Here is a 22,617-nt window from a genome sequence, read left to right as displayed (position 1 = left end):
TCCACCGTCGAGGTTCAACTGAGCACTTCCCGCCCTGTGCTCAGTCCGCCATTTCCCCGCACAGGTCCACGGCAAACCACCGCTCCACCTCTTCCTGCCGCAAGCCTGCACCGAGCAGGGCGAACAGCTTGCCCAGCGCCGCCTCGCGGGTCATGCCGCCGGCAGGTACCAGGCCGGTGGCCAGCAGTTGGCTGCCGGCGGCGTAGACACCCGCCTGCACATGCCCGGCCGGGCACTGGCTGGTGGCGGCCAGCACGACTCCGCGCTGGTGGGCAGCACGCAGGACGTCCAGCAGGGCCTTGTCGTCCGACGGACCGGTACCGCTGCCGTAGCATTCCAGCACCAGGCCTTGCACACCGCTGCCGAGCAACGCGTCCACATGGCTGGCCGCAAGGCCGGGGAACAGCGGTAGCACCGCGAGGTTCACCGGCTGGCGCGGGGTGCGGTAATCGACGCCGGCTGGAATGGAGTCGGCGTGCTTGCCGCCACGCGGGCGCGGCAGCTCGGCGAAGGCGTCGAAGGCCTCCGAGCGCAACTTGCTGGTGCGGGCGCCATGCAGCAGTTCGCCATTGAAGAAGAGGTGCACGCCGGGGGCGACTCCCGCCTGCAGCGCGTTGATGGCGCCCAGCAGGTTCGGCCAGGCATCGCTGCCTTCGCTGCCGGCCGGCAGCATGGCGCCAGTCAGTACCACCGGTACCGACAGGCCGAGCAGCAGGAAGCCAAGGGCCGCCGCGCTGTAGGCCAGGGTGTCGGTGCCGTGCAACAGCAGCACGCCGTCATGGCCGAGTTCCACCGCCTCGACAATCGCGTCGCGCATGGCCAGCCAGTTGGCCTGGCGCATGTTGGCGCTGTCGATCAGCGGCAGCATCTCCTTGAAGTGCCATTCCATTGCCGTTCCCTGGCCGTCCAGCTGCTCGCGCATGCGCGCTTCGAAGCCGCTGGCCGGGGCCAGGCCTTCGGGAGTCTGCAGCATGCCGATGGTGCCGCCGGTGTAAAGCACGAAGAGGTTCTTCACAGCATTCATGGGTCTGGATAACTCGGAATATCAGGGTGCAGATACGACAGTGCCGCTCCCCGCGTCAGCGGAGGAGCGGCACCAGGTCTTGCCGGTACAGCGAATCAGCGGTGGCTCTGAGCCAGTTTGCCTGCCGCTTCGGTACTGGAGGTCTCCGCCTTTTTGTTCCAGGCGTCATGGTCGATGTCCAGGTCGGCGAACTTGCTGGCGTCGAACACTGGCTCTTCCACGCCGGCCTTAATCTGGGCGTCGTAGTCGTGCATCAGGCGCATGCCGATCTTGAACAGCAGGGCGATGGCCACCAGGTTCACCAGGGCCAGCAGACCCATGGTCACGTCGGCGAAGCCGAACACGGTGGACAGGTCCTGCATGGAACCCCACAGCACCAGGGCCATGACCAGCACGCGGTAGGCCTGGAGCAGGATGCGCTTGGTGCTGAAGAAGCTCAGGGCGTTCTCACCCAGGTAGTAGTTGTACACCAGGGTGGTGAACACGAAGAGCAGCAGCGCCACGCTCACGAAGATGCGGCCCCACTCGCCGACTTCCGCCGCCAGGGCGGTTTGCGTCAGCACGACGCCGGCCATCTCGCTGCCCGGCTGATACACGCCGGAGAGCAGGATGATCAGTGCAGTGCTGGTGCACACCAGCAGGGTGTCGATGAACACGCTGAGGGACTGCACGATGCCTTGGGCGGCCGGGTGCTTGACCTCGGCTACGGCGGCTACGTTGGGCGCGCTGCCCAGGCCCGCTTCGTTGGAGAACAGACCGCGCTTCACACCCATCAGGATGGCCGCGCCCACGCCGCCGGCAAAGGCAGGCTCCAGGCCAAAGGCACTCTTCACGATCAGGGCCAGGGTCGCCGGCACTTCGGTGAAGTTCATGCCGATTACCACCAGCGCCATCAGGATGTAGGTACCCGCCATGATCGGCACGAGGACGTCAGCCATGGCGGCGATGCGCTTGATGCCGCCGAATACGATCAGGCCGATAACACCCACCAGGGCGACTCCGCTGATCCAGGTCGGCAGACCGAAGGTGTCATGCAGCGAGGTGGCCACGGTGAAGGACTGCACGGCGTTGAAACCGAAGCCGAAGGTCACCAGCAGCAGGATCGAGAAGATCACCGCCAGCCAGCGCTGGCCGAGGCCATGCAGGATGTAGAAGGCCGGGCCGCCACGGTAGGTGCCATCGGCTTCGCGACGCTTGTAGAGCTGGGCCAGGGAGCACTCGAAGTAGCTGGTCGCCATGCCCAGCAGCGCCACGACCCACATCCAGAACACCGCGCCCGGGCCGCCGAGCATGATGGCGACCGCGACACCGGCGATGTTGCCTGCGCCCACGCGGCCGGCAACCGACAGCATCAGAGCCTGGAAGCCGCTCAACTGGCCTTCCTTGCGCTGCAGCGCCTGGCCGAAGATGCGGAACATGTCGCTGAAGTAGCGGAACTGGACGAAACGGGAGCTGACGGAGAAGAAAAGACCGAGTCCGACGAGGACTACGATCAGCAATTTGCTCCAGAGGAGGTCATTGAGGAAATCGAGCATGGCGATTCACCTGATCCAGTTGTTGTTGTTGGCAATCAGCACAGCGGCCAGGACGGGAGCGCCGCTTTGCTGGGAGGGTTGCGCATGTTTGTGCAAGGAAAGGCACGGGGCAATTTCGCAGGTTGCACCTAATTGGCGCGACTTGACGCTATAATCGCGCCACTCGCATCCACTTGGGCGGCAGCATGGCAGAGTATCTCGGCAACAATTTGAAACTTCTGTGCAGCCACTACCGCTCTATTGCGGAGGTTTGCCGCAAGCTGGGCATCAATCGGGCGCAGTTCAACAAGTACCTCAACGGCCAGAGCCGGCCGACTGCCTACAACCTCAAGCGCATCTGCGATTTCTTCGGCGTTGAGGACTACGAACTGGGCCTGCCGCCGGAGCAGTTCTCCCGATTGCTGGGCACCCGCCCGGTCGGCCAGGCGGGTGACGGGCGTTCCGACCCGCTGATGGAACTGCTCGCCCCTCTGCGCGAGCAGTCCGGCAACCTGTCGCGCTACTGCGGTTTCTACTTCGAATACTCCAACTGCATGTCGGTGCCTGGCACTGTCCTGCTCTCCCTGGTGCGCCTGTGGGAAGACGACGGCAACTTCCTCTTCGAGCGCCAGGAACGCCAGGAGCGCGTCGGCAGTGTCGACGTGCAGGCCGAAGACTGGGTGCGCTGCCGTTACCTGGGCGCGGCCTTCCAGTTGCAAGACCGGCTGTTCCTGATGGATTACGAGTCGCTCACCCTGAACGAGATGAGCCAGACCATCCTCATCCCCAGCTACAAGAGCCGCATCACCCGCCTCAATGGCCTGAAGACCGGCGTCTCCAGTGGCGACCGTCGTAACCCGGCCTGCACCCGCGTGGTCTGGGAATACCTGGGCCCGGAAATCAACCGCGTTGCCGCCTACCGTCAGGTGAAGCTCTACCGCCCTGACGACCCGCGCATCGACGACGACGTGCGCCAGCGCCTGGATGTGGCGCCGCTCAAGAACGGGTTGTTCGAAATCGAGTGAAGAGAGAGGTAGGGTGCGCCGTGCGCACTGGAGCCGCTTTTGTAGGGTGAGCCATGCTCCACCGGTCCACCATCGGGGTTCGGCTGGACTGCGCCGGTGGATGGAAAAGCGCCATCCACCCTTGGGACTGGCCTAGCTCCTGAGCCCTTCCAGCGATTGGCGCTGGCGCCCCTCGCTATCGAAGTTATCCACAGCCAGCCAGCGCTCGAAGGCCTCGCGGCACGTCGGCCAGTCGCCGTCGATGATGGAAAACCAGGCGGTGTCACGGTTCTGGCCCTTGACGATCATGTGCTGGCGGAACAGCCCTTCATAGCTGAAACCCAGGCGCTCGGCGGCGCGCATGGAGCGGGCGTTGTTGGCGTTGCACTTCCATTCCAGGCGGCGGTAGCCGAGGTCGTCAAAGGCATGCCGGGCCAGCAGCCAGACGGCCTCTGTCGAGCCCGGCGTACGCTGCATGGCCTTGCCGAAAGCGATGTGGCCGATCTCGATGGCACCGTCCTTCGGGGCGATGCGCAGGTAGCTGAGGATGCCGAGCGCGCGACCGCTGGCGAGGTCTATCACCGTGTAGAAGAGCGGGTCGCGGCTCTCGGCATTGCCCACCAGCCAGGCATCGAAGGGCTCGCGGCTGGCAAAGGGGCCGTAGGGCAGGTAGTCCCAGAGCGCTGGGTCAGGCCCTTGCAAGGCTTCCCAGAGGTCATCGCCGTGGCGCGCGATGTCCAGCGCCTCCAGGCGCACGAAGCGGCCCGGCAGCGGGGTGTGGGCGGGGGCAGGGCGGGGCTGCCAGTGGCTCAGGTCTTGAGTGGTCATGGCGCTCTCCGGTCAGAGGATCTTGCGGTACTGGACGAAGCCGGAACGGTCGGCGATGCGGTCGTAGAGCTGCATGGCGTCCGTGTTGGTTTCGTGGGTCAGCCAATGCACCCGCGAGGCGCCGGCGGCGCGGGCCTGTGCATAAACGTGTTCGATCAGTTGGCGGCCAATGCCGCTGCCGCGCAGGCCTTCGGCTACGTACAGGTCCTGCAGGTAGCAGTAGTCGCCGGTGGTCCAGCAACTACGGTGGTAGATGAAATGGACCAGGCCCACGACCTTGCCGTCCTGCCAGGCCAGTGCCGCGTGCATCGGTTCGGCCGGGTCAAGGAAGCGCTGCCAGGTAACGGCGGTGGTTTCGGCGGCGATCTCGGTCTTGTAGAAGCGCTGGTAGCCCTGCCAGAGCGGCAGCCAGACGGCGTGGTCGGCGGGGCTGACCGGGCGGATTTCAAGCGATGCGGACATGGGTTCCTTCCTCTAGTGGATCAGTCGATAGCGGTCATGCGCGCGGCCAGTTCGCGGTCGCGCGGGTTGCTCGATGCGGCCAGGCCTTCGCGCACCCCGGCCTGGTCGGCGGCCGGGCGGTTCTGGCCGAGCTTCCATTTGCCCTCCAGACGACGGATCGGCAGGGCGAAGCCGACAATGGCGCGGAGCATGCTGTCGAGGTACTCGCGCGGGGCTTCATCCACCGCCCAGGGCTGCGGGCGGCCGGCTTCGTGGCGGTCACTCAGACGGCTCACCAGACGCAGCAGGCGCTCGGGGTCGTCGAACACCTCGGCCTGGCCCCAGGCATGCACGGCGATGTAGTTCCAGGTGGGTACCACCTTGCCGTGCTCGGCCTTGGCCGGGTACCAGCCAGGGGTGACGTAAGCATCCGGGCCGGCGAACACCACCAGCGTTTCCGCGTCTTCGGCAAGGTCGCGCCAGTGCGGGTTGGCGCGGGCGAAGTGACCGTAGAGGGTGCCGAACTCCCCTTCACCGGGCTCCAGCAGCAGGGGCAGGTGGCTGGCTTGCAGGCCCTGGCTGCCCGAGCTGGTGAGCACGGCGAGGCCAGTGGCCCGCATCTGGTCATGGAGTTGGGTGAGGTCGTTCTGGCGGAAGGATGAAGGGACGTACATGAAGACTTCTCCTGGCGGAATGGCTTCATGCTAGGCAGGATATTGGCCTGTTGTAAGAGCCATTTCCTGCCAGTTTGATAGAGCCAATCAGGGGCCGAACATGCCTGCCACGCCACCGCTTCCCGTCGACCTTTCCGGCATCCGCCTCGACCCCGGCCAGGGGCTGTCGCGGCAGCTCTACCAGGCCCTGCGCGAGCGCATTCTCGATGGTCGCCTGGGCAGCCGCACACGCTTGCCGGCCACCCGCGATCTGGCGGCGCTGCTGGGCATCTCGCGCAATACCGTGACCCGTGCCTTCGACCAGCTCTACGCCGAGGGCTACGTGGAAGGGCGGGTGGGCGACGGCACCTATGTGGCGGAGTTATCCACAGCGCGGCCCGTGCCCCAGCCGCCGGCCGGTCCAGAGCCGGGGCCGGCGTTGCAGCGGTTGCAGAACCACCATCTGCCGCCGCCGGTGACGGGCGCACCACGGGCGTTCCGTATCGGCGTGCCGGCCTTCGACCTGTTCCCTTTCGAAACCTGGGCGCGGCTGCAGGCGCGCTTCTGGCGCAAGCCCTCGCCAGCGCGCCTGGGCTATGGCGATCCCGCGGGGGACTGGGCGCTGCGCGAGCTGGTGGCCGCCTACCTGCGCAGCAGTCGCGGGCTGTCCTGCGACCCGGCGCAAGTGGTGATCACCTGTGGTGCCCAGCAGGCCATCAGCCTGTGCGCCCAGTTGCTGGTGCAGCCCGGCGACCGGGTGGCCATCGAGAATCCCGGTTATCGTGCCGCCGGCCATGCTTTTGCCGTGGCGGGGGCCGAGTTGTGCGGCGTGCCTGTGGATAACGATGGCCTGGACAGCACCGCGCTGGCGCAGGTGGAAGACTGCCGGCTGGTGTATGTCACGCCCTCGCACCAGTACCCCACGGGCGTGACCCTGTCGCTGGCGCGGCGGCTGGAACTGCTGGAGTGGGCCGAGCGCCGTGATGGCTGGATAGTCGAAGACGACTACGACGGCGAGTACCGCTACAGCGGAACCCCGCTGGCGCCCCTGGCTTCGTTGGACCGGCAGGGGCGGGTGATCTACGTCGGCACCTTCTGCAAGATCACCTTTCCGGCGCTGCGCCTGGGCTACATGGTGCTGCCACCGGCGCTGGCCGAATCTTTCGCCCAGCGCCGCGCGCTGGACATGCGCCATTCAGAGATCGGCACCCAGGCGGTGATGGCGGAGTTCATCGCCGCCGGCCACTTCCAGCGCCACGTCCGGCGCATGCGCCTGGCCGCCCGCGCCCGCCGTGATGCCCTGTTGCGCGACTGGCCGGAGGCGATTCCCGGCTGCGCGCCCATGCCATCGGTGGATGCCGGTCTGCACCTCTGCGTGCGGGTGGACAGCCTGGCACGCGAACGCCAGCTGGTGGACGCCGCCCGTGCAGTCGGAGTGGAGATGAACGGGCTTAGCGAATATTGGTTGGAGACCAGTTCCGAGCCTGTGGATAACCGCGCGGGGCTGGTGCTGGGCTTCGCCGCCGTACCGGAAGCGCAGATCGCCGAGGCCATCCGCATGTTGCGCAGGGCGTGGTGTCTGTAGCCCGGATATTGCTGCGTAGGATGGGTGGAGCGAAACCCATCGATCTGGACGATGGGTTTCGCTCCGCTCTACCCATCCTACGGTGGGGCTTCGGGACACTTTTCCACAGGCAAAAAAAAGGATGGCTGGCGCCATCCTCGAAGGATGAAGGGGCGAGGCCCCTCCTGGTGAGTTCGTTTGCCTGATCAGGCCTTCAGCGGCACAAGGCGCGGGGCGATCATGTTTTCCGGGCGGAGGATGTCGGCCAGCATGGATTCGTCCAGCAGCTTCTCCTCACGCACCAGTTCCAGCACGCCGCGGCCGGTTTCCAGGGCCTGTTTGGCGATGCGGGTGGCGTTCTCGTAGCCGATGTACGGGTTCAGCGCGGTGATCAGGCCGATGGAGTTTTCCATCAGGCGGCGGCAATGCTCTTCGTTGGCGGTGATGCCATTGATGCAATGCTCACGCAGCATGTCCATGGCGCGTTGCAGCAGGCGGATCGAGTCGAAGATCTTGTAGGCGATCAGCGGTTCCATCACGTTCAGCTGCAGTTGGCCGCCTTCGGCTGCCAGGGTCAGGGCCAGGTCGTTGCCGATGACTTCGAAGGCCACCTGGTTCACCGCTTCCGGGATTACCGGGTTGACCTTGCCTGGCATGATCGAGCTGCCCGGCTGGCGCGGCGGCAGGTTGATTTCGTTGATGCCGGTACGCGGGCCACTGGAGAGCAGGCGCAGGTCGTTGCAGATCTTCGACAGCTTGACTGCGGTGCGCTTGAGCATGCCGGAGAACAGTACGAAGGCGCCCATGTCGGAGGTGGCTTCGATCAGGTCGGCGGCCGGTACGACCGGCTGGCCGCTGATGGCGGCGAGGCGCTGGACGGCCAGGGCCTGGTAGCGCGGGTCGGCGTTGATGCCGGTGCCGATGGCGGTGCCGCCCAGGTTCACCTCGGTCAGCAGCTCCGGCGCCAGGCGGCGCAGGCGGTCGAGGTCTTCACCCAGGGTGGTGGCGAAGGCGCGGAATTCCTGGCCCAGGGTCATGGGCACCGCGTCTTGCAGCTGGGTGCGGCCCATCTTCAGTACGTGGGAGAACTCCTCACCCTTGGCGGCGAAGGCCTGGATCAGGCTGTCGAGGCTCGCCAGCAGGGCGTCGTGGCCCAGCAGCAGACCGAGGCGAATGGCGGTGGGGTAAGCGTCGTTGGTCGACTGCGCCATGTTCACGTCGTTGTTCGGGTGCAGGTACTTGTACTCACCCTTCTGCTTGCCCATGGCTTCGAGGGCGATGTTGGCGATCACCTCGTTGGCGTTCATGTTGGTGGAGGTACCGGCACCACCCTGGATCATGTCCACCACGAACTGGTCGTGGAAGTCACCGCGGATCAGGCGAGCACAGGCTTCGCTGATGGCCGCGTGCTTTTCGGCGCTGAGGTGACCGAGTTCCTTGTTGGCATCGGCAGCGGCCTGCTTGACCATGGCCAGGGCGACGACCAGCTTCGGGTAGTGCGACAGCGGCACACCGGACAGGCGGAAGTTGTGGACCGCACGCAGGGTCTGGATGCCGTAGTAGGCGTCGGAAGAAACTTCGAGGGTGCCGAGCAGGTCTTTTTCGATGCGGAAGGATGCAGCGGAGGACATGATGCGATTCATCTCTGGGGGAACACGGCCAGTGCCGCGATGCCCAATAATCTAGGCTTCTAGCTGTTTTTCGGCCAATGCTGTTATTCGCTGGGTCATGCACAATCGGCATAATGTACGAGTGACGCGGGTTCGCCTGCGAGCGTGTGCACCAAAATCGAGCATCCTGGATATTCACGATGAACCTGGAAACCAAATGGCTGGAAGACTTCGTCGCCCTGGCCAGTACCCGCAGCTTCTCCCAGGCCGCTGAGCGGCGTTTCGTCACCCAGCCGGCGTTCAGCCGACGCATTCGCAGCCTGGAGGCGGCGCTGGGGCTGACGCTGGTCAACCGCTCGCGCACCCCCATCGAGCTGACCGAGTCCGGGCAACTGTTCCTGGTCACCGCGCGCAGCATGGTGGAGCAACTGGGCGACGTGGTCCGCCACCTGCACCACCTCGAAGGCCAGCAGGGCGAGGTGCTGCAGTTCGCCGCCGCCCACTCCCTGGCACTGGGCTTCTTCCCGCAGTGGATCGCCCGGCTGCGGGCCGATGGCTTGAACATCGCCAGCCGGCTGATCGCCACCAACGTGGGCGAGGCGGTGCATTCGCTGCGCGAGGGCGGCTGCGACCTGATCCTGGCCTTCTACGACCCGGATGCGGCATTGCAGATGGACCCGGAAATCTTCCCCTCCATGCACCTGGGTCGGACCGAGATGCTGCCCGTTTGCGCCGTAGATGCCGACGGTAAGCCGCTCTACGAGCTGGACAGCGGACAGAGCGTGCCACTGCTGGCCTACAGCGCCGGCGCCTTCCTCGGCCGCTCGGTGAACATCCTCCTGCGTCAGCGCGCGCTGCGTTCCACCACCGTGTACGAAACGGCCATGGCCGACAGCCTGAAGAGCATGGCGCTGCAAGGGTTGGGCGTGGCCTGGGTGCCGCGCTTCAGCGCCCAGGCCGAACTGGCCCGTGGGGATCTGGTGGTTTGTGGGGGCAGCCAGTGGCATGTGCCTCTGGAAATCCGCCTGTACCGCTGCGCCCTGGTGCGCAAGGCTGCGGTACGCCTGCTCTGGCGCAAGCTGGAAGGTGGCGTGGGTGGGGAGGTGTAGGAGCGAGCTTGCTCGCGAACCCTGCCGGCGCATTCGCCAGCAAGCTGGCTCCTACAGGTTCGATTGCCTAGACCTCGACCACGATGCGCCCTTCGATCTTGCCGGCACGCATCTGGTCGAAGATGGCGTTGATGTTGTCCAGCTTGTCGCGGTGGATGGTGGCTTTCACCAGGCCTTCGCCGGCGAAATCCAGGGCTTCCTGCAGGTCGGCACGGGTGCCGACGATGGAGCCGGTGATGCTGATGGCTTTGAGCACCACATCGAATATCGGCGTGGGGAAGTCGCCTGGCGGCAGGCCCACCAGGGCTACGGTGCCATGGCGCCGGGCCATGCCGATGGCCTGGCCGAAGGCGCTGTTGGAAACGGCGGTAACCAGCACGCCGTGGGCGCCGCCTATATCGCGCTGGATGACTTCGGCAGGGTTTTCGTTGCGGGCGTTGATGGTCAGGCTGGCGCCCAGCTTGCGCGCCAGTTCCAGCTTGGCGTCGTCGACATCGATAGCGGCGACGTGCAGGCCCATGGCGCGGGCGTATTGCACAGCGACATGGCCGAGGCCGCCGATGCCGGAAATCGCCACCCACTGGCCGGGCCGCGCGCCGGTCACCTTCAGACCCTTGTAGACGGTGACGCCCGCGCAAAGAATCGGTGCGATCTCGGCAAATTCGACGTTCTTCGGCAGGATTCCCACGAAGTTAGGGTCTGCCAGCACGTATTCGGCATACCCGCCGTTCACCGAGTAACCGGTGTTTTGCTGGCTTTCGCAGAGGGTTTCCCAGCCGGTCAGGCAGTGCTCGCAGCAGCCGCAGGCGGTGTAGAGCCAGGGCACGCCGACACGGTCGCCTTCCTTGATACGGGTGACGCCCGCGCCCACTGCAGCCACATGACCAACGCCTTCATGGCCGGGAATGAATGGCAGGCTCGGTTTTACCGGCCAGTCGCCTTCGGCGGCGTGCAGGTCGGTATGGCAGACGCCCGAGGCTTCGATCTTCACCAGGATCTGCCCGGGGCCGGGCAGGGGTACCTTCACTTCCTCTATACGCAGTGGCTCGCCAAAGGCATGGACTACCGCCGCTTTCATGGTCTGGTTCATGGGGTGCACCTCCTTGGTAGGGCTTCCGATTCTGCGTGGCGGGTGGGCGCCAGCATTGCCCTGGAGCAAGGTTTAGCCGCATCGGCCGGGAAGGGTGCGGGGCTCTGGACGAGCGGTAAGGGCAAATGCACGCCGGGCGTGGCTTTGCGTTATACTGCGCGGCCTTCGGCCGGCAGCGCGCCCCGCAGCACGGCCCCCTTCGCATAACAAGCCACGCCATCGCGTGGCTTGTTGGTTTTTCGACCATTGACGAGGCACGACGATGAGCGCACTGGTAGGCGTGATCATGGGCTCCAAGTCCGATTGGAGCACCCTTAGCCACACCACCGAGATGCTGGACAAGCTGGGCATCCCTTATGAAGTGAAGGTGGTTTCCGCCCACCGCACGCCGGACCTCCTGTTCCAGTACGCCGAAGAGGCCGAAGGCCGTGGCATCGAGGTGATCATCGCCGGTGCCGGCGGTGCCGCCCACCTGCCGGGCATGTGCGCCGCCAAGACTCACCTGCCGGTACTCGGCGTGCCGGTGCAGTCGTCCATGCTCTCGGGCGTCGACTCCCTGCTGTCCATCGTGCAGATGCCCGCTGGTATTCCGGTTGCCACCCTGGCCATCGGCAAGGCTGGCGCGATCAACGCGGCCCTGCTGGCCGCCAGCATCCTCGGCGGCAAGTACCCGAAGTACCACGTTGCGTTGAAGGACTTCCGTCGCGAGCAGACCGATATGGTCCTGGACAACCCGGACCCGCGTGAGGCCTGACCCATGAAGATCGGCGTTATCGGTGGCGGCCAGCTGGGTCGCATGATGGCCCTGGCGGGCACTCCGCTGGGCATGAACTTCGCCTTCCTCGACCCGGCGCCGGATGCCTGCGCCCAGGCCCTCGGCGAACACATCCGCGCCGACTACGGCGACCAGGATCACCTGCGCCAACTGGCCGATGAAGTGGATCTGGTGACTTTCGAGTTCGAGAGCGTGCCGGCCGAAACGGTGGCTTTCCTCTCGCAGTTCGTGCCGGTGTACCCCAGCGCTGAAGCGCTGCGCATCGCCCGCGACCGTTGGTTCGAGAAGTCGATGTTCAAGGACCTCGGTATTCCGACCCCGGATTTCGCGGATATCCAGTCCCAGTCCGACCTCGACGCCGCTGCCGCCAGCATTGGCCTGCCGGCCGTGCTCAAGACCCGCACCCTGGGTTACGACGGCAAGGGCCAGAAGGTCCTGCGCAAGCCCGAGGACGTGACGGGCGCCTTCGCCGAGCTGGGTAGCGTGCCCTGCATCCTCGAAGGCTTCGTACCCTTCACCGGCGAAGTGTCCCTGGTGGCGGTACGCGCCCGTGACGGCGAAACCCGCTTCTACCCGCTGGTGCACAACACCCACGAGAACGGCATCCTGCGCCTGTCCATCGCCAGCAGCGAGCATCCGCTGCAGGCCCTGGCCGAGGACTACGTCGGCCGCGTGCTGACCAAGCTCGACTACGTTGGTGTGCTGGCCTTCGAGTTCTTCGAAGTGGACGGCGGCCTGAAGGCCAACGAAATCGCCCCGCGCGTGCATAACTCCGGCCACTGGACCATCGAAGGCGCCGAGTGCAGCCAGTTCGAGAACCACCTGCGCGCCGTCGCCGGCCTGCCGCTGGGCTCGACCGCCAAGCTGGGCGAGAGCGCCATGCTCAACTTCATCGGCGAAGTGCCGGCTGTGGATAAAGTGATTTCCATCGCCGACTGCCACCTGCACCACTATGGCAAGGCCTTCAAGGCAGGGCGCAAGGTGGGTCACGCGACCCTGCGTTGCGCCGATCGTGCCACCCTCGATCGCCAGATCGCGGCCGTCGAAGCGCTGATCGACCAGGCCTGATGCACCCACGACCGCCCCGCAATGGGGCGGTCGATGGCGCGAAAGCAGCCGTCCATCTAGGCTCAGGCATGCCTCAACTACCTTCGGAGGGCATGGCATGGGCATCATCGGCACCATCATCATCGGACTGATCGTTGGTCTGATCGCACGCTTCATCAAACCCGGCGACGACAGCATGGGCTGGATCATGACGATCCTGATCGGTGTTGGCGGTTCGCTGCTGGCCACCTATGGCGGTCAGGCAGTGGGCATTTACCAGGCCGGACAGGTCGCGGGCTTCATCGGCGCGGTGGTGGGCGCGGTGGTGCTGCTGGTGATCTACGGCATCGTCAAGAAGAGTTAGTGCGCAGGTTGTCGGTGGGGCTGGGAACCGCCAGGCCGCGCGGTTAGTCTTAGCGCCTGATGTTCCCGCCCCACGCTTTCACGAGTCCACCCATGCGCCGTCTCGCCTGTCTGCTCCTGCTGTTCTGCTGCACCCTTGCCCGTGCCGAACTCCCCGAAACCGACTGGTTGGAGCTGATGCCGCCCGAGGACCGCAAGGCCCTGGAGGAGATGCCGGAGATCAGCCACGACAGCCCCGAGGGCGATGGCACATTCGGCCAGAAGGGCGGCCTCAAGCAGCAGAAGGACCTGCCGGCGGTGATGTATTCGGCCAAGACGGTGGCTGCCCTGAATGGCAAGCAGATCCATATCGGCGGCTACCCGGTGCCGCTGGAAAGCGATGCCCAGGGGCGCAGCACGCTGTTCTTCCTGGTGCCTTACCCCGGCGCCTGCATCCATGTCCCGCCGCCGCCGCCGAACCAGATCGTGCTGGTGCGCTACCCCAAGGGCATCCAGCTCGACGATATCTACGCGCCCATCTGGGTGGACGGCATCCTGAAGGTCGAGCAGGTCAGCAACGACCTGGCCGATGCCGCCTATGCCATGGATGCCGGCAGCGTGCGGCTGGTGGAAGAGAGCGACCTGTAGGTCGACGAGGCGAAATTCGTGGGATGGGTCGAGGAACGAAACTCGTGCGGACCCCGGTAGATGGGTTTCGCGGGCTCTACCCATCCTACGAAATATCTGCCTTGAGCCCAGGCGACTGAATTCGCCCTATAGGATCAGAGCGGCTTGCTGGCGATGTTGAGCACCATGCGCTGCTCTTCGCCGGGTTTGAGCACCAGGATGTCGTCCATCACCCGGGCCGTCTCGATACAGAGCATGCCCTGCCAGGCGTCTTCGGCGAACTGGGACAGACGCCTGGCTTTGTCGACCCAGGGATTCCACACCACCGCCGAGGCAGAACCTTCGACATCGAGCTGGATCCGGCGCTTCCAGGCGCGGTCGACGATGCTCATGCGGCTGGGCGTTTTAAGGTAGATGCGGTCTGTTTCGCCGGAGAAAGTGATATTTCCCTGCTGCTTGCGCAGTTGCCAGTCTTCCAGGGTCTCGATGTAGGGGCAGCCGTCCAGGCCTTCCACTTCCACCTCGCGAATATCGCTGATGGCGAAGTAGCTGTGCAGTGCCTGGCTGATGGCCAGCGGGGTATCGCCGAGGTTGTGGCTGGTGAGGCTCACCTGCAGGGCTTCGCCGAGCCGGATGTCCAGGCGTAGCTTTGCGGCGTGGGGCCAGCCGGGGAGCAACGGACTGCGGCTGTCGACGGCAAAGGCCATGTGGACGGTCGTGCCGTTGGTGTCGATGTTCAGCAGCTCCCAGTCCAGTTCACGCACCAGGCCGTGGGCGGGGCAGAGCGGACCACCTTCGTGCATGCCTTGAACTTCGGCCGGGTTGCGTCGCAGGTCGCCGAACCAGGGCCAGCACACTGGCACGCCGCCGCGCACGGCCTTGCCTTTCTGATAGGCCGCCTGGTTGCTGAGCCAAATCAGCGGCGGCTCGCCGTCGCGCTGGTAGCCAAGGATCTGGGCGCCCTGCTGCGCCACCTGCAATTCGGCGTCTTCGGTGCGTACCCGCCAGCAGGTGAGTTCGTCGAGTTCGATGCGTTCAACCAGGGGACTGGACATCTGGAATTCCTCCGTGGGGCATTGGCTCCATTGGAGCGCGCCAGGGCGGTTTTTCCAAGAGCCGAAAGCGAGACGCCCGTCAGGGACGGGCGTCTGGTAGGGGCATCAACTGCCGTAGAGCTGCTCGGGCAACCAGGTGATCAACTGCGGGAACAGGTAGGCGATCACTAGCATCAGCACCTGGATGAAGATGAAGGGCACCACACCACGGTACATGGTGCTGGTGGGCACCGAGGGGGGTGTCACTCCGCGCAGGTAGAACAGCGAGAAGCCGAAGGGCGGGGTGAGGAAGGAGGTTTGCAGGTTGAGGGCGATCATCACCCCGAGCCATACCGGGTCCAGGCCCATGGCCAGCAGCACCGGGCCGACGATGGGCACCACCACGAAGATGATCTCGATGAAGTCGAGGATGAAGCCCAGCAGGAAGATCACCAGCATCACCACGAAGAACGCGCCAAGCACGCCGCCGGGCAACATCGCGAACATGTCCTCGATCAGCACTTCGCCGCCGAAGCCGCGGAACACCAACGAGAACAGCGAGGCGCCGATCAGGATCAGGAACACCATGGAGGTGATCTCGGTGGTGCCAAAGGCCACTTCGCGCAGTTGCGGCAGGCTGAGCTTGCCCTTGGCCAGGGACAGCAGCATGGCGCCCACAGCGCCCAGTGCGGCGGCCTCGGTGGGGGTGGCGAGACCGGCCAGGATCGAACCGAGCACCGCGGCGATCAGCGCCAGTGGCGGGATCAGGGCCTTGGCCAGTTTGCCCCACTCGATCGGGCCCAGTTCCTCCTTGGGCAGTGCCGGCAGCTTCTTCGGCTGCAGGATGGCCACGGCTATCAGGTAGAGGATGTACATCCCCACCAGCACGAGGCCGGGGATCAGCGCACCGACGAAGAGGTCGCCCACCGAGACGGTCTTGGGCGAGTAGATGCCCATTTTCAGCTGCGCCTGCTGGTAGGCGCTGGACATCACGTCGCCCAGCAGCACCAGGATGATGGAGGGCGGGATGATCTGACCCAGGGTGCCGGTGGCGGCCAGGGTGCCGGTGGCGATGGCCGGGTCGTAGTTGCGCCGCAGCATGGTGGGCAGCGCCAGCAGGCCCATGGTCACCACCGTGGCGCCGACGATGCCGGTGCTGGCGGCGAGCAGGGTGCCCACTACGCAGACGGAAATCGCCAGGCCGCCGCGCAGGGTGCCGAACAATCGCGACATGGATTCCAGCAGGTCCTCCGCGACGCGGCTTTTCTCCAGCATGACGCCCATGAACACGAACAGCGGCACGGCGAGCAGGGTCTGGTTGTTCATGATGCCGAAGGTGCGATTCGGCAGGGCATGGAGAAAGCTGGGATCGAAGGTGCCGGTGAGTACGCCGATGCCGGAGAAGATCAGCGCCATTCCGCCCAGGGTGAAAGCGACCGGGTAGCCGGCCATCAGCGCGATGCAAATGCTGACGAAGAGGAGGATTGCCATGACCTCAGCCATGCTTCACCTCCCCGTCTTCGTCGATGATCCGCCCGCTGGCCAGGTAGCCGCACTTGATCAGGATGGACAGCCCCTGCAGCAGCAGGCTCACCACCATCACGAGGATGATGCTCTTCTGCAGGTACACCAGAGGCAGGCCGCCGGACTCGCTGGAGCGCTCCAGGGTCGACCAGGAGGCGCTGACGTAGTCCCAGCTGTTCCAGCCGAGGTAGAGGCAAACCGGGATCAGGAAGAACAGGGTGCCCAGCATGTCCACGACGGCGCGGCGGCGGCCGGAGAACTTCTGGTAGAAGATGTCGACGCGGACATGGGCGTTGCGGTGCAGCGTCCAGGCCGCGGCCCCCATGAACACCAGGGCGTGGGCGTACATCACCGATTCCTGCAGGGCGATGGCGCCGATGCCGAAGCCGTAGCGCAGCACTACCACAATTGCGGTACCGAGCACGAGAAAGAGCGTGAGCCAGGCGCAGGCCTGGCCGAATCGGGCGTTGAGCGCGTCTAGAGAGTGCGCTACGCCCAGCAAGGCGGGTGTCTTTGCGGTCATTGCAGGTCCTTGTCGTTATTGGAAGAGGGACGAGACGCTGAATGTTCTAGCAGGTCGGCAAAAGCTTGCACAGGACGCTACAACTTTAGTCCAGCAGGCTAGGCTGGTTGCTGATCTGGCGCTTGTCTTCAGGCAATCTGTCGGGCGTCATGCGCGACCCGCAACGACCACAACAAGAACAAGGAGAAACAGCATGAAACGTCGTGAAATCATCGCCGCGGCCGGGGTGGGCCTTGCGGCCGCAGCTTTGGCCGGTTGTGACAAGAAGGAGCAGGCCGCTGGCGGACCGCAGGCTGAAGCGCAGACCTTCAACTGGAAGATGGTCACCTCCTGGCCGAAGAACTTCCCTGGCGTGGGCGTGGGTGCCGAGCACTTCGCCAAGCTGGTGGAGGAAATGAGCAACGGCCGGCTGAAGATCAAGGTTTACGCCGCCGGTGAACTGGTTCCGGCCCTGGAAGTGTTCGATGCGGTATCCCGCGGTACCGCGGAGATGGGGCATGGCGCCCCCTACTACTGGAAGGGCAAGGTACCCGCCGCGCAGTTCTTCTGCGCGCTGCCCTTCGGCCCCAACGCCCAGGAGATGAATGCCTGGCTGCACAAGGGCGGTGGCATCGAACTCTGGGAAGAGGTGTACAAACCCTTCGGCGTGTTGCCCATGGCCTGCGGCGCCACCGGCGTGCAGACCGCCGGCTGGTTCAACAAGGAAATCAACAGCGTCGAGGACTTCAACGGCTTGAAGATGCGTACCCCGGGCCTGGGGGGCGAAGTGCTGACGAAGATGGGCGGCACCGTGGTCAACCTGCCGGCGGGCGAGATCTTCACCGCGCTGCAGACCGGCGCCATCGACGCTACCGAGTGGATTGGCCCTTACAACGATCTGGCCCTGGGCCTGCACAAGGCCGCCAAGTACTACTACACCCCGGGTTGGCAGGAGCCCAACGTGACCTTCGAACTGGACGTCAACCTCAAGGCCTGGGAAACCCTGCCGGCGGACCTCAAGGCCATCGTCCGCGCAGCCGCCCGCGATGTGAATGGCGACATGCTGGACGACTACAACGCACGCAACATGGAGGCCATGGAGAAATTCAAGGCCGAGGGCGTCGAGGTTCGTCGCCTGCCGGAGCCGGTGTTGGCCAGGCTCAAGGAAGTGGCCGCCGAGGTGGTCGAGGCCAGTGCCGCGGCTGATCCGGCGGCGAGCAAGGTGTGGCAGCAGCAGAAGGCCTACCTGGCGCGCATGCGCGTCTATGCCGAGGAGAACGAGAAGCTGATCTACAACATCCGCGGCTGATGTCCGGGCCGGTGGCCATTGGCTGCCGGCCCTGCTTTTAGTGGTGCGTCATTTTTACGACGCAGGCCGGCCACTCCGGAATCGGTATCGCGTATTTCCTGAAAACGCTGGATTTTCTTCGGCGAATCTTTCCCTTCAAAAGACTGTTCCCGGGCCCTTTCATCGGCTTTTTTCAACGGGTAGTCGCACGCCCAGTGTGGCCTTTCGACCCACCTCCGACATCGCGGCTTTCCTCACGCCTTGAATCGGCTGGGTTTTTTCCCCGCCTTCGGGGCATGGTGCCCCCCGGCTCCCGAAAAGAGGCTCCTCCATCCCGACCTAGACTCTGCATGACCTGCTGGCAAGTGGAGTTACGGCCATGCGCAAGCTATTGATAATTATTCCTATTTTCGCTTCCCTGGCGATGGTAGTCGGTTTCTGGGCGCGTCCCGAGCCGGTACCGGTTCAACTGGTGGAGGTGGCCAAGGGCGAGGTGGAATCACTGGTCGCCAATACCCGGGCGGGCACGGTGAAAGCGTGTCGACGCGCACATTTGTCGTTCAAGACGGGAGGGCAGGTCAGCGAATTGCTGATCCATGCCGGTCAGCGGGTGCAGGCCGGCGATGTGTTGATGCGCCTGCGCCAGGATGACTTGCTGGCGCGAGTGGAGGAAGCCCGCGCACGGCTCGATGCCCAACGCAACCTGCGTGAGCAGAGTTGCCGCCAGGCCAGCCAGGACCAGCGGGACCAGCAGCGCCTCGAACGTCTGGCCGAGCGCAATCTGGCCTCCCAGGACCTGCTGGACCAGAGCACCACTCGCGCGCGGCTGTCGCAACTGCTGTGCAGTGGCGGCGATGCGAAGATCCGCGAAGCCGTGGCCAGCCTTGACCTGCAGCTGGCGCTGTTGGACCAGGCCACCTTGCGGGCGCCCTTTGCCGGCATAGTCGCCGAAATCAACGGAGAGCTGGGCGAAGTGGTGACGCCGTCGCCACCGGGCATCCCGACCCCGCCGGCAGTGGACTTGATCGATGACCAGTGCCTCTTTGTCGAGGCGCCCATAGACGAGGTGGATGCTGCCCTGGTGCGTCCCGGCATGCCCGTGCGCATCACCCTGGATGCTTTCCGTGGACGCAGTTTCGAGGGGCGGGTGAGCCGCATCGCGCCCTTTGTCCGTGAGCTGGAAAAACAGGCGCGCACTGTGGACGTTGAGGTGAAGTTCGAGGGGGTGCCGCCGGACCTGCTCCTGCTCAGCGGCTACAGCGCCGACGTGGAAATCCTCCTGGCGCAACGCGAGCAGACCCTGCGGGTGCCGACGGAAAGCCTGCTGGAAGGCGGCAAGGTGCTGCGCTACGACCCGAGCAATGGCCATTTGCGTGAGCAGCGGGTGGAGATCGGCCTGACCAACTGGCGCTGGAGCGAGGTGAAGGATGGGCTGGACGCCGGAGACCGTATCCTGCCCAGCCTGCAGCATGACGGCCTGGCCGATGGCAGCGTGGTCAGCCCCAGTGGCGAGGCCGAGGAGGCGACGCCGTGATCCTCATGCATCAAGTCAGTCGCTGCTTCCAGCTGGGCGAGCAGCGGGTGCGTGGTCTCGACCACCTCGACCTGGACGTGGCAGACGGCGAGTACCTGGCCATCACCGGAGCCTCCGGTTCGGGCAAGTCCACCTTGCTGAATATCCTCGGCCTGCTGGACGCACCGGACAGTGGCGAGTTCTGGCTGGACGAGGAACCCACCGCCCGCCTGGGGGAAGAGCGTCGCGCGTGCCTGCGTAGCCGTCTGATCGGCTTTGTCTTCCAGTCCTTTCACCTGATCCCGCGTTTGACTGCGCTGGAGAATATCGAGCTGCCCATGCTGCTGGCCGGCGTCGAGCCCGCCGAGCGTCGCCGTCGCAGCCTGCACCTGGCCGAGCGCCTGGGCTTGGCCGAGCGGTTGCAGCATCACCCGGCCGAGCTCTCCGGTGGCCAGCGTCAGCGGGTGGCCATTGCCCGCGCGATGGTGATGCGGCCGCGCCTGCTGTTGGCCGACGAGCCCACCGGCAATCTCGACAGCCAGTCCGGCGCCGAGGTGGTGGCCCTGCTGGAAGAGCTGAATGCCGAGGGTCTCACCCTGATCCTGGTGACCCACGACGCCCAGCACGCCGCCCGCGCCCATCGTCAGATACAGATGCGTGACGGCTGTATCCTCAGCGACCGCTGCCACGGAGCGCTTGCCTGATGGACCCGCTGGACGCCTGCCGTTTCTGGCTCGGCGCCCTGCGAGGGCACGGCTCGCGCAGCGTCATGTTGTTGCTGGCAATGGCCGTGGGCGTGTTCTTCGTGACCCTGCTGGGCGGTCTCGGGGAGGGTGTGCGGACGTACATGTTGGGGGAGTTCTCGCTGCTCGGGCGCGACATTCTTATCGTCCTGCCCGGCCGCAATGAAACCGCCGGCGGTATGCCGCCCATCACCGGCATGGCCCCGCGGTCCCTGACCCAGGCGGATGCTGCCGCCCTCGGCCGCTTGCCAGCGGTGCGCCGGGTGGCGCCCCTGCATGCCGGGCAATTGGAAGTCAGCCGTGACAACCGCAATCGCGAAGCCCTGACCCTGGGCACCACTCGCGCCTTCTTCGCCATTCGCCAGCTGCGTCTCGCCCAGGGCCAACCGCTGCCGGAACTGGAGCCGGGCCAGGCGGAGGACGTCTGTGTGATCGGCAGTCGTCTGCGCCAGGCGCTGTTCGGCAGCTCTCCGGCGCTGGGCCAGTGGCTGCGCGCCGGTGATCGGCGCTTCCGGGTGATCGGCGTGCTGGACGAGCGCGGCGAGTCTCTGGGGATGGATTTCTCCGAGGCGTTGATCGTCCCAGTGTCCAATGCCGAGGGACTGTTCAACCGCGAAGGGTTGTACCGCGTCTTCGTCGAGGCCCGCGGCCCCAGCTACCTGGACAGCGCGCGGCGCCAGGTGCTGGCGACCCTGACCGAGCGTCACCAGGGAGAGGAAGATGTCACGCTGCTCAGCCAGGACTCCATGCTCGCCGCCTTCGACGGCATCCTCAGTGGTCTGACCCTGGCGCTGGCGGGCATCGCGGCCATCAGCCTGCTGGTGGCCGGCATCCTGATCATGAACGTCACCTGGATCGCAGTCCTGCAACGCACCGCCGAGATCGGCCTGCTCAAGGCCGTCGGGGCCAGCTCGGCCCAGGTGCGCCTGCTGTTCCTGGGTGAGGCGGCGCTATTGGCATTGTTGGGAGCAGGCAGCGGGATGGCACTGGGTGAGCTGCTGCTCTGGGTGGCACGGATGGCCAGCGACCTGCCGCTGTATGCGCCCTGGTGGGCGCGGCTGGGTGCGCCGTCCCTGGCCCTGGCGGCGGCGCTGCTGTTCGCCTGGCTGCCGGCGAACCACGCCGCGGCTCAGGTGCCGGTGCAGGCCTTGCGCCCGCAAGGCAGCCTCTGATGCGCTGGCGCGACGGCTTCGGCCTGTGTGGCTCGGCCTTGTCCAGCCAGCCACTGCGCAGCCTGTTGACCCTGCTCGGAGTGGCCATCGGTATCGCCGCCGTGGCGCTGCTCACGGCGATGGGGGAGGGGCTGCGCGACCGCGTGCTGGACAGCTTCGCCCAGTTCGGCACGCGAGTGGTCACGGTGCGCCCCGGAACCCTGCCCACCGGCGGCATCGGTGGGATTCTCGCCAGCGCGCGGCCGTTGACCATCGCTGACGCCGACGCCCTGGGGCGACTGCCCCATGCCGAAGCCGTGGTGCCGATCATCCAGGGCAACGGCGACATCCAGGCGGGTGGGCGGCAACGGCGGGTGGACATTCTTGGCACCGGCTCCCAGCTGGCGTCCGCCTGGCGCGTGCGCATGGCCCAGGGGCAGTTCCTGCCGCCGTCACGCAATGGTCGCACCCCGTCTTATGTGGTGCTGGGCGCAAAGCTGGGCACGGAGCTTTTCGGCAGCGCCAACCCGGTGGGTCAGCGAGTGCGGGTGGGCGGTATGAGCTTCCGGGTAAGCGGCGTGATGGAGCGCAAGGGCAACCTGCTGGGGTTCGACCTTGACGACATCGCCTACATCCCGGTGGACTGGGCAGAGAACCTGTTCAACCGCGAAGGGCTGGTAAAGATCCATGTACTGTTCGACGAGCGCACGCCGGCTGAACCCTTCGCCGACAGCGTGCGCCGGCTGTTGGTGGAGCGCCATGGCCGCGAAGACTTTCGCATGACGTCGCAGAGCGACCTGCTGGGCAGCCTCAATCGCATCCTCGCCACCATCACCCTGGGTGTTGCGGCGCTGGGCGGGATTTCTCTGCTGGTGGGTGCGGTGGGCATTCTCACCATCATGACCACCACAGTCGGTGAAAGGACCGCCGAAATCGGCCTGCTCCGCGCCGTGGGCGCAGCACCCCGCCAGGTGCTGGCGCTGTTCCTCGCCGAGGCGACGCTTCTCTCGGTGCTGGGAGGTGTGCTGGGGCTGGCGATGGTGGGGCTGTTGCTGGCGGCGCTGCACTGGATGGTGCCCGGACTACCGCTGAACTTGAGCCCGCCGATGGTGCTGCTGGCACTGCTGCTGTCGGCCGTGGTGGGCATTGCGGCGGGCCTGGCGCCGGCCCGACGCGCGGCAAAGCTGCATCCGGTGGATGCATTGCGCCTGTAGGGTTACTCGGATGTCGGCGT

Annotated in this window: 22 protein-coding genes; 12 read left to right on the top strand and 10 right to left on the bottom strand. The window is 65.6% G+C overall.

Annotated elements, in window-relative coordinates:
- Positions 1 to 40: 40 nt before the first annotated feature.
- Both G559_RS0103675 and G559_RS0103670 read right to left on the bottom strand, forming a co-directional pair.
- Entirely contained in the window at positions 41 to 1,024 is a 984-nt protein-coding gene (locus G559_RS0103675) for an asparaginase (RefSeq protein WP_028626955.1), read from the bottom strand.
- Between the two features lie 95 nt (positions 1,025 to 1,119).
- Positions 1,120 to 2,559 (bottom strand): alanine/glycine:cation symporter family protein, encoded by a 1,440-nt coding sequence (locus G559_RS0103670; protein WP_028626954.1) that lies wholly within the window; start codon positions 2,557 to 2,559, stop codon positions 1,120 to 1,122.
- Positions 2,560 to 2,744: 185 nt separating this feature from the next.
- Between G559_RS0103670 and G559_RS0103665 the strand changes: the two genes are divergently transcribed.
- The gene (locus G559_RS0103665) at positions 2,745 to 3,563 is read left to right on the top strand and encodes a helix-turn-helix domain-containing protein (RefSeq protein ID WP_028626953.1); all 819 of its coding nucleotides are present in this window, start codon (positions 2,745 to 2,747) and stop codon (positions 3,561 to 3,563) included.
- Positions 3,564 to 3,695: 132 nt separating this feature from the next.
- Here the strand turns inward: G559_RS0103665 and G559_RS0103660 are convergent, their stop codons facing one another.
- Genes G559_RS0103660 through G559_RS0103650 form a run of 3 tightly spaced genes read right to left on the bottom strand, consistent with a single transcriptional unit; the run spans position 3,696 to position 5,485 of the window.
- Positions 3,696 to 4,370: a GNAT family N-acetyltransferase gene (locus G559_RS0103660; protein WP_028626952.1), complete on the bottom strand. Its 675-nt coding sequence runs from the start codon at positions 4,368 to 4,370 to the stop codon at positions 3,696 to 3,698.
- Positions 4,371 to 4,382: 12 nt separating this feature from the next.
- Positions 4,383 to 4,832: a GNAT family N-acetyltransferase gene (locus G559_RS0103655; protein ID WP_028626951.1), complete on the bottom strand. Its 450-nt coding sequence runs from the start codon at positions 4,830 to 4,832 to the stop codon at positions 4,383 to 4,385.
- Between the two features lie 20 nt (positions 4,833 to 4,852).
- On the bottom strand, positions 4,853 to 5,485 hold the full coding sequence (locus G559_RS0103650) for an FMN-binding negative transcriptional regulator (RefSeq protein ID WP_028626950.1): 633 nt from the start codon (positions 5,483 to 5,485) through the stop codon (positions 4,853 to 4,855).
- Between the two features lie 100 nt (positions 5,486 to 5,585).
- Here G559_RS0103650 and pdxR point away from each other — a divergent pair, with 100 nt between their 5' ends.
- A complete protein-coding gene (pdxR, locus tag G559_RS0103645) occupies positions 5,586 to 7,049 on the top strand; it encodes a MocR-like pyridoxine biosynthesis transcription factor PdxR (protein ID WP_028626949.1) in 1,464 nt (487 codons plus the stop codon).
- 185 nt (positions 7,050 to 7,234) lie between these two features.
- Here the strand turns inward: pdxR and aspA are convergent, their stop codons facing one another.
- Positions 7,235 to 8,659, bottom strand: a complete 1,425-nt coding sequence (aspA, locus tag G559_RS0103640) for an aspartate ammonia-lyase (protein ID WP_028626948.1) — start codon at positions 8,657 to 8,659, stop codon at positions 7,235 to 7,237.
- Between the two features lie 179 nt (positions 8,660 to 8,838).
- Between aspA and G559_RS0103635 the strand changes: the two genes are divergently transcribed.
- On the top strand, positions 8,839 to 9,747 hold the full coding sequence (locus tag G559_RS0103635; RefSeq protein WP_028626947.1) for a LysR substrate-binding domain-containing protein: 909 nt from the start codon (positions 8,839 to 8,841) through the stop codon (positions 9,745 to 9,747).
- A gap of 67 nt (positions 9,748 to 9,814) precedes the next feature.
- On the opposite strand, the gene adhP is transcribed toward G559_RS0103635, so the two are convergent.
- Positions 9,815 to 10,837 carry an alcohol dehydrogenase AdhP gene (gene adhP / locus G559_RS0103630; RefSeq protein ID WP_028626946.1) on the bottom strand — a complete coding sequence of 341 codons (1,023 nt, stop codon included), beginning with the start codon at positions 10,835 to 10,837 and terminating at the stop codon, positions 9,815 to 9,817.
- A 262-nt stretch (positions 10,838 to 11,099) separates the two neighbouring features.
- Between adhP and purE the strand changes: the two genes are divergently transcribed.
- The 4 genes from purE (at position 11,100) to G559_RS0103610 (ending at position 13,649) form a co-directional block, all read left to right on the top strand.
- Positions 11,100 to 11,591, top strand: coding sequence for a 5-(carboxyamino)imidazole ribonucleotide mutase (purE, locus tag G559_RS0103625; RefSeq protein WP_028626945.1), 492 nt, complete (start codon positions 11,100 to 11,102; stop codon positions 11,589 to 11,591).
- Between the two features lie 3 nt (positions 11,592 to 11,594).
- Complete coding sequence (locus G559_RS0103620) at positions 11,595 to 12,680, top strand: 5-(carboxyamino)imidazole ribonucleotide synthase (protein ID WP_028626944.1); 1,086 nt, start codon at positions 11,595 to 11,597, stop codon at positions 12,678 to 12,680.
- 97 nt (positions 12,681 to 12,777) lie between these two features.
- The gene (locus G559_RS0103615; protein WP_028626943.1) at positions 12,778 to 13,023 is read left to right on the top strand and encodes a GlsB/YeaQ/YmgE family stress response membrane protein; all 246 of its coding nucleotides are present in this window, start codon (positions 12,778 to 12,780) and stop codon (positions 13,021 to 13,023) included.
- A 92-nt stretch (positions 13,024 to 13,115) separates the two neighbouring features.
- Entirely contained in the window at positions 13,116 to 13,649 is a 534-nt protein-coding gene (locus G559_RS0103610; RefSeq protein ID WP_028626942.1) for a DUF3299 domain-containing protein, read from the top strand.
- Between the two features lie 134 nt (positions 13,650 to 13,783).
- Here G559_RS0103610 and G559_RS0103605 read toward each other — a convergent pair whose 3' ends face one another.
- From G559_RS0103605 to G559_RS0103595, 3 genes are all read right to left on the bottom strand, one after another.
- Positions 13,784 to 14,683 carry a D-hexose-6-phosphate mutarotase gene (locus tag G559_RS0103605; protein ID WP_028626941.1) on the bottom strand — a complete coding sequence of 300 codons (900 nt, stop codon included), beginning with the start codon at positions 14,681 to 14,683 and terminating at the stop codon, positions 13,784 to 13,786.
- 105 nt (positions 14,684 to 14,788) lie between these two features.
- A complete protein-coding gene (locus G559_RS0103600) occupies positions 14,789 to 16,165 on the bottom strand; it encodes a TRAP transporter large permease (RefSeq protein WP_028626940.1) in 1,377 nt (458 codons plus the stop codon).
- On the bottom strand, positions 16,158 to 16,709 hold the full coding sequence (locus G559_RS0103595) for a TRAP transporter small permease subunit (protein ID WP_028626939.1): 552 nt from the start codon (positions 16,707 to 16,709) through the stop codon (positions 16,158 to 16,160). The genes G559_RS0103600 and G559_RS0103595 overlap by 8 nt, the downstream gene beginning before the upstream one ends.
- Before the next feature lie 193 nt (positions 16,710 to 16,902).
- On the opposite strand from G559_RS0103595, the gene G559_RS0103590 reads away from it, so the two are divergent.
- The 5 genes from G559_RS0103590 to G559_RS0103570 all read left to right on the top strand — a co-directional run bounded on the left by G559_RS0103590 (position 16,903) and on the right by G559_RS0103570 (position 22,597).
- A complete protein-coding gene (locus G559_RS0103590; protein ID WP_028626938.1) occupies positions 16,903 to 17,997 on the top strand; it encodes a TRAP transporter substrate-binding protein in 1,095 nt (364 codons plus the stop codon).
- 358 nt (positions 17,998 to 18,355) lie between these two features.
- On the top strand, positions 18,356 to 19,510 hold the full coding sequence (locus G559_RS0103585; protein WP_028626937.1) for an efflux RND transporter periplasmic adaptor subunit: 1,155 nt from the start codon (positions 18,356 to 18,358) through the stop codon (positions 19,508 to 19,510).
- Entirely contained in the window at positions 19,507 to 20,193 is a 687-nt protein-coding gene (locus tag G559_RS0103580) for an ABC transporter ATP-binding protein (RefSeq protein ID WP_028626936.1), read from the top strand. Before G559_RS0103585 ends, G559_RS0103580 begins: the two co-directional genes overlap by 4 nt.
- Positions 20,193 to 21,404: an ABC transporter permease gene (locus G559_RS0103575; protein WP_028626935.1), complete on the top strand. Its 1,212-nt coding sequence runs from the start codon at positions 20,193 to 20,195 to the stop codon at positions 21,402 to 21,404. The genes G559_RS0103580 and G559_RS0103575 overlap by 1 nt, the downstream gene beginning before the upstream one ends.
- On the top strand, positions 21,404 to 22,597 hold the full coding sequence (locus tag G559_RS0103570; protein ID WP_028626934.1) for an ABC transporter permease: 1,194 nt from the start codon (positions 21,404 to 21,406) through the stop codon (positions 22,595 to 22,597). The genes G559_RS0103575 and G559_RS0103570 overlap by 1 nt, the downstream gene beginning before the upstream one ends.
- Positions 22,598 to 22,617 lie beyond the last annotated feature (20 nt).

Source organism: Metapseudomonas resinovorans DSM 21078 (assembly GCF_000423545.1).
In the GTDB taxonomy this organism is placed as follows: Bacteria; Pseudomonadota; Gammaproteobacteria; order Pseudomonadales; family Pseudomonadaceae; genus Metapseudomonas; species Metapseudomonas resinovorans.
Note: the sequence above shows the minus strand (reverse complement) of the source record. Positions and strands in the feature narration are given on the sequence as shown.

Excerpts from the sequence above, each read along its gene's own strand:
- G559_RS0103675 (WP_028626955.1), bottom strand. The coding sequence starts at position 1,024 with ATGAATGCTGTGAAGAACCTCTTCGTGCTTTACACCGGCGGCACCATC.
- G559_RS0103670 (WP_028626954.1), bottom strand. The coding sequence starts at position 2,559 with ATGCTCGATTTCCTCAATGACCTCCTCTGGAGCAAATTGCTGATCGTA.
- G559_RS0103665 (WP_028626953.1), top strand. The coding sequence starts at position 2,745 with ATGGCAGAGTATCTCGGCAACAATTTGAAACTTCTGTGCAGCCACTAC.
- G559_RS0103660 (WP_028626952.1), bottom strand. The coding sequence starts at position 4,370 with ATGACCACTCAAGACCTGAGCCACTGGCAGCCCCGCCCTGCCCCCGCC.
- G559_RS0103655 (WP_028626951.1), bottom strand. The coding sequence starts at position 4,832 with ATGTCCGCATCGCTTGAAATCCGCCCGGTCAGCCCCGCCGACCACGCC.
- G559_RS0103650 (WP_028626950.1), bottom strand. The coding sequence starts at position 5,485 with ATGTACGTCCCTTCATCCTTCCGCCAGAACGACCTCACCCAACTCCAT.
- pdxR (WP_028626949.1), top strand. The coding sequence starts at position 5,586 with ATGCCTGCCACGCCACCGCTTCCCGTCGACCTTTCCGGCATCCGCCTC.
- aspA (WP_028626948.1), bottom strand. The coding sequence starts at position 8,659 with ATGTCCTCCGCTGCATCCTTCCGCATCGAAAAAGACCTGCTCGGCACC.
- G559_RS0103635 (WP_028626947.1), top strand. The coding sequence starts at position 8,839 with ATGAACCTGGAAACCAAATGGCTGGAAGACTTCGTCGCCCTGGCCAGT.
- adhP (WP_028626946.1), bottom strand. The coding sequence starts at position 10,837 with ATGAACCAGACCATGAAAGCGGCGGTAGTCCATGCCTTTGGCGAGCCA.
- purE (WP_028626945.1), top strand. The coding sequence starts at position 11,100 with ATGAGCGCACTGGTAGGCGTGATCATGGGCTCCAAGTCCGATTGGAGC.
- G559_RS0103620 (WP_028626944.1), top strand. The coding sequence starts at position 11,595 with ATGAAGATCGGCGTTATCGGTGGCGGCCAGCTGGGTCGCATGATGGCC.
- G559_RS0103615 (WP_028626943.1), top strand. The coding sequence starts at position 12,778 with ATGGGCATCATCGGCACCATCATCATCGGACTGATCGTTGGTCTGATC.
- G559_RS0103610 (WP_028626942.1), top strand. The coding sequence starts at position 13,116 with ATGCGCCGTCTCGCCTGTCTGCTCCTGCTGTTCTGCTGCACCCTTGCC.
- G559_RS0103605 (WP_028626941.1), bottom strand. The coding sequence starts at position 14,683 with ATGTCCAGTCCCCTGGTTGAACGCATCGAACTCGACGAACTCACCTGC.
- G559_RS0103600 (WP_028626940.1), bottom strand. The coding sequence starts at position 16,165 with ATGGCTGAGGTCATGGCAATCCTCCTCTTCGTCAGCATTTGCATCGCG.
- G559_RS0103595 (WP_028626939.1), bottom strand. The coding sequence starts at position 16,709 with ATGACCGCAAAGACACCCGCCTTGCTGGGCGTAGCGCACTCTCTAGAC.
- G559_RS0103590 (WP_028626938.1), top strand. The coding sequence starts at position 16,903 with ATGAAACGTCGTGAAATCATCGCCGCGGCCGGGGTGGGCCTTGCGGCC.
- G559_RS0103585 (WP_028626937.1), top strand. The coding sequence starts at position 18,356 with ATGCGCAAGCTATTGATAATTATTCCTATTTTCGCTTCCCTGGCGATG.
- G559_RS0103575 (WP_028626935.1), top strand. The coding sequence starts at position 20,193 with ATGGACCCGCTGGACGCCTGCCGTTTCTGGCTCGGCGCCCTGCGAGGG.
- G559_RS0103570 (WP_028626934.1), top strand. The coding sequence starts at position 21,404 with ATGCGCTGGCGCGACGGCTTCGGCCTGTGTGGCTCGGCCTTGTCCAGC.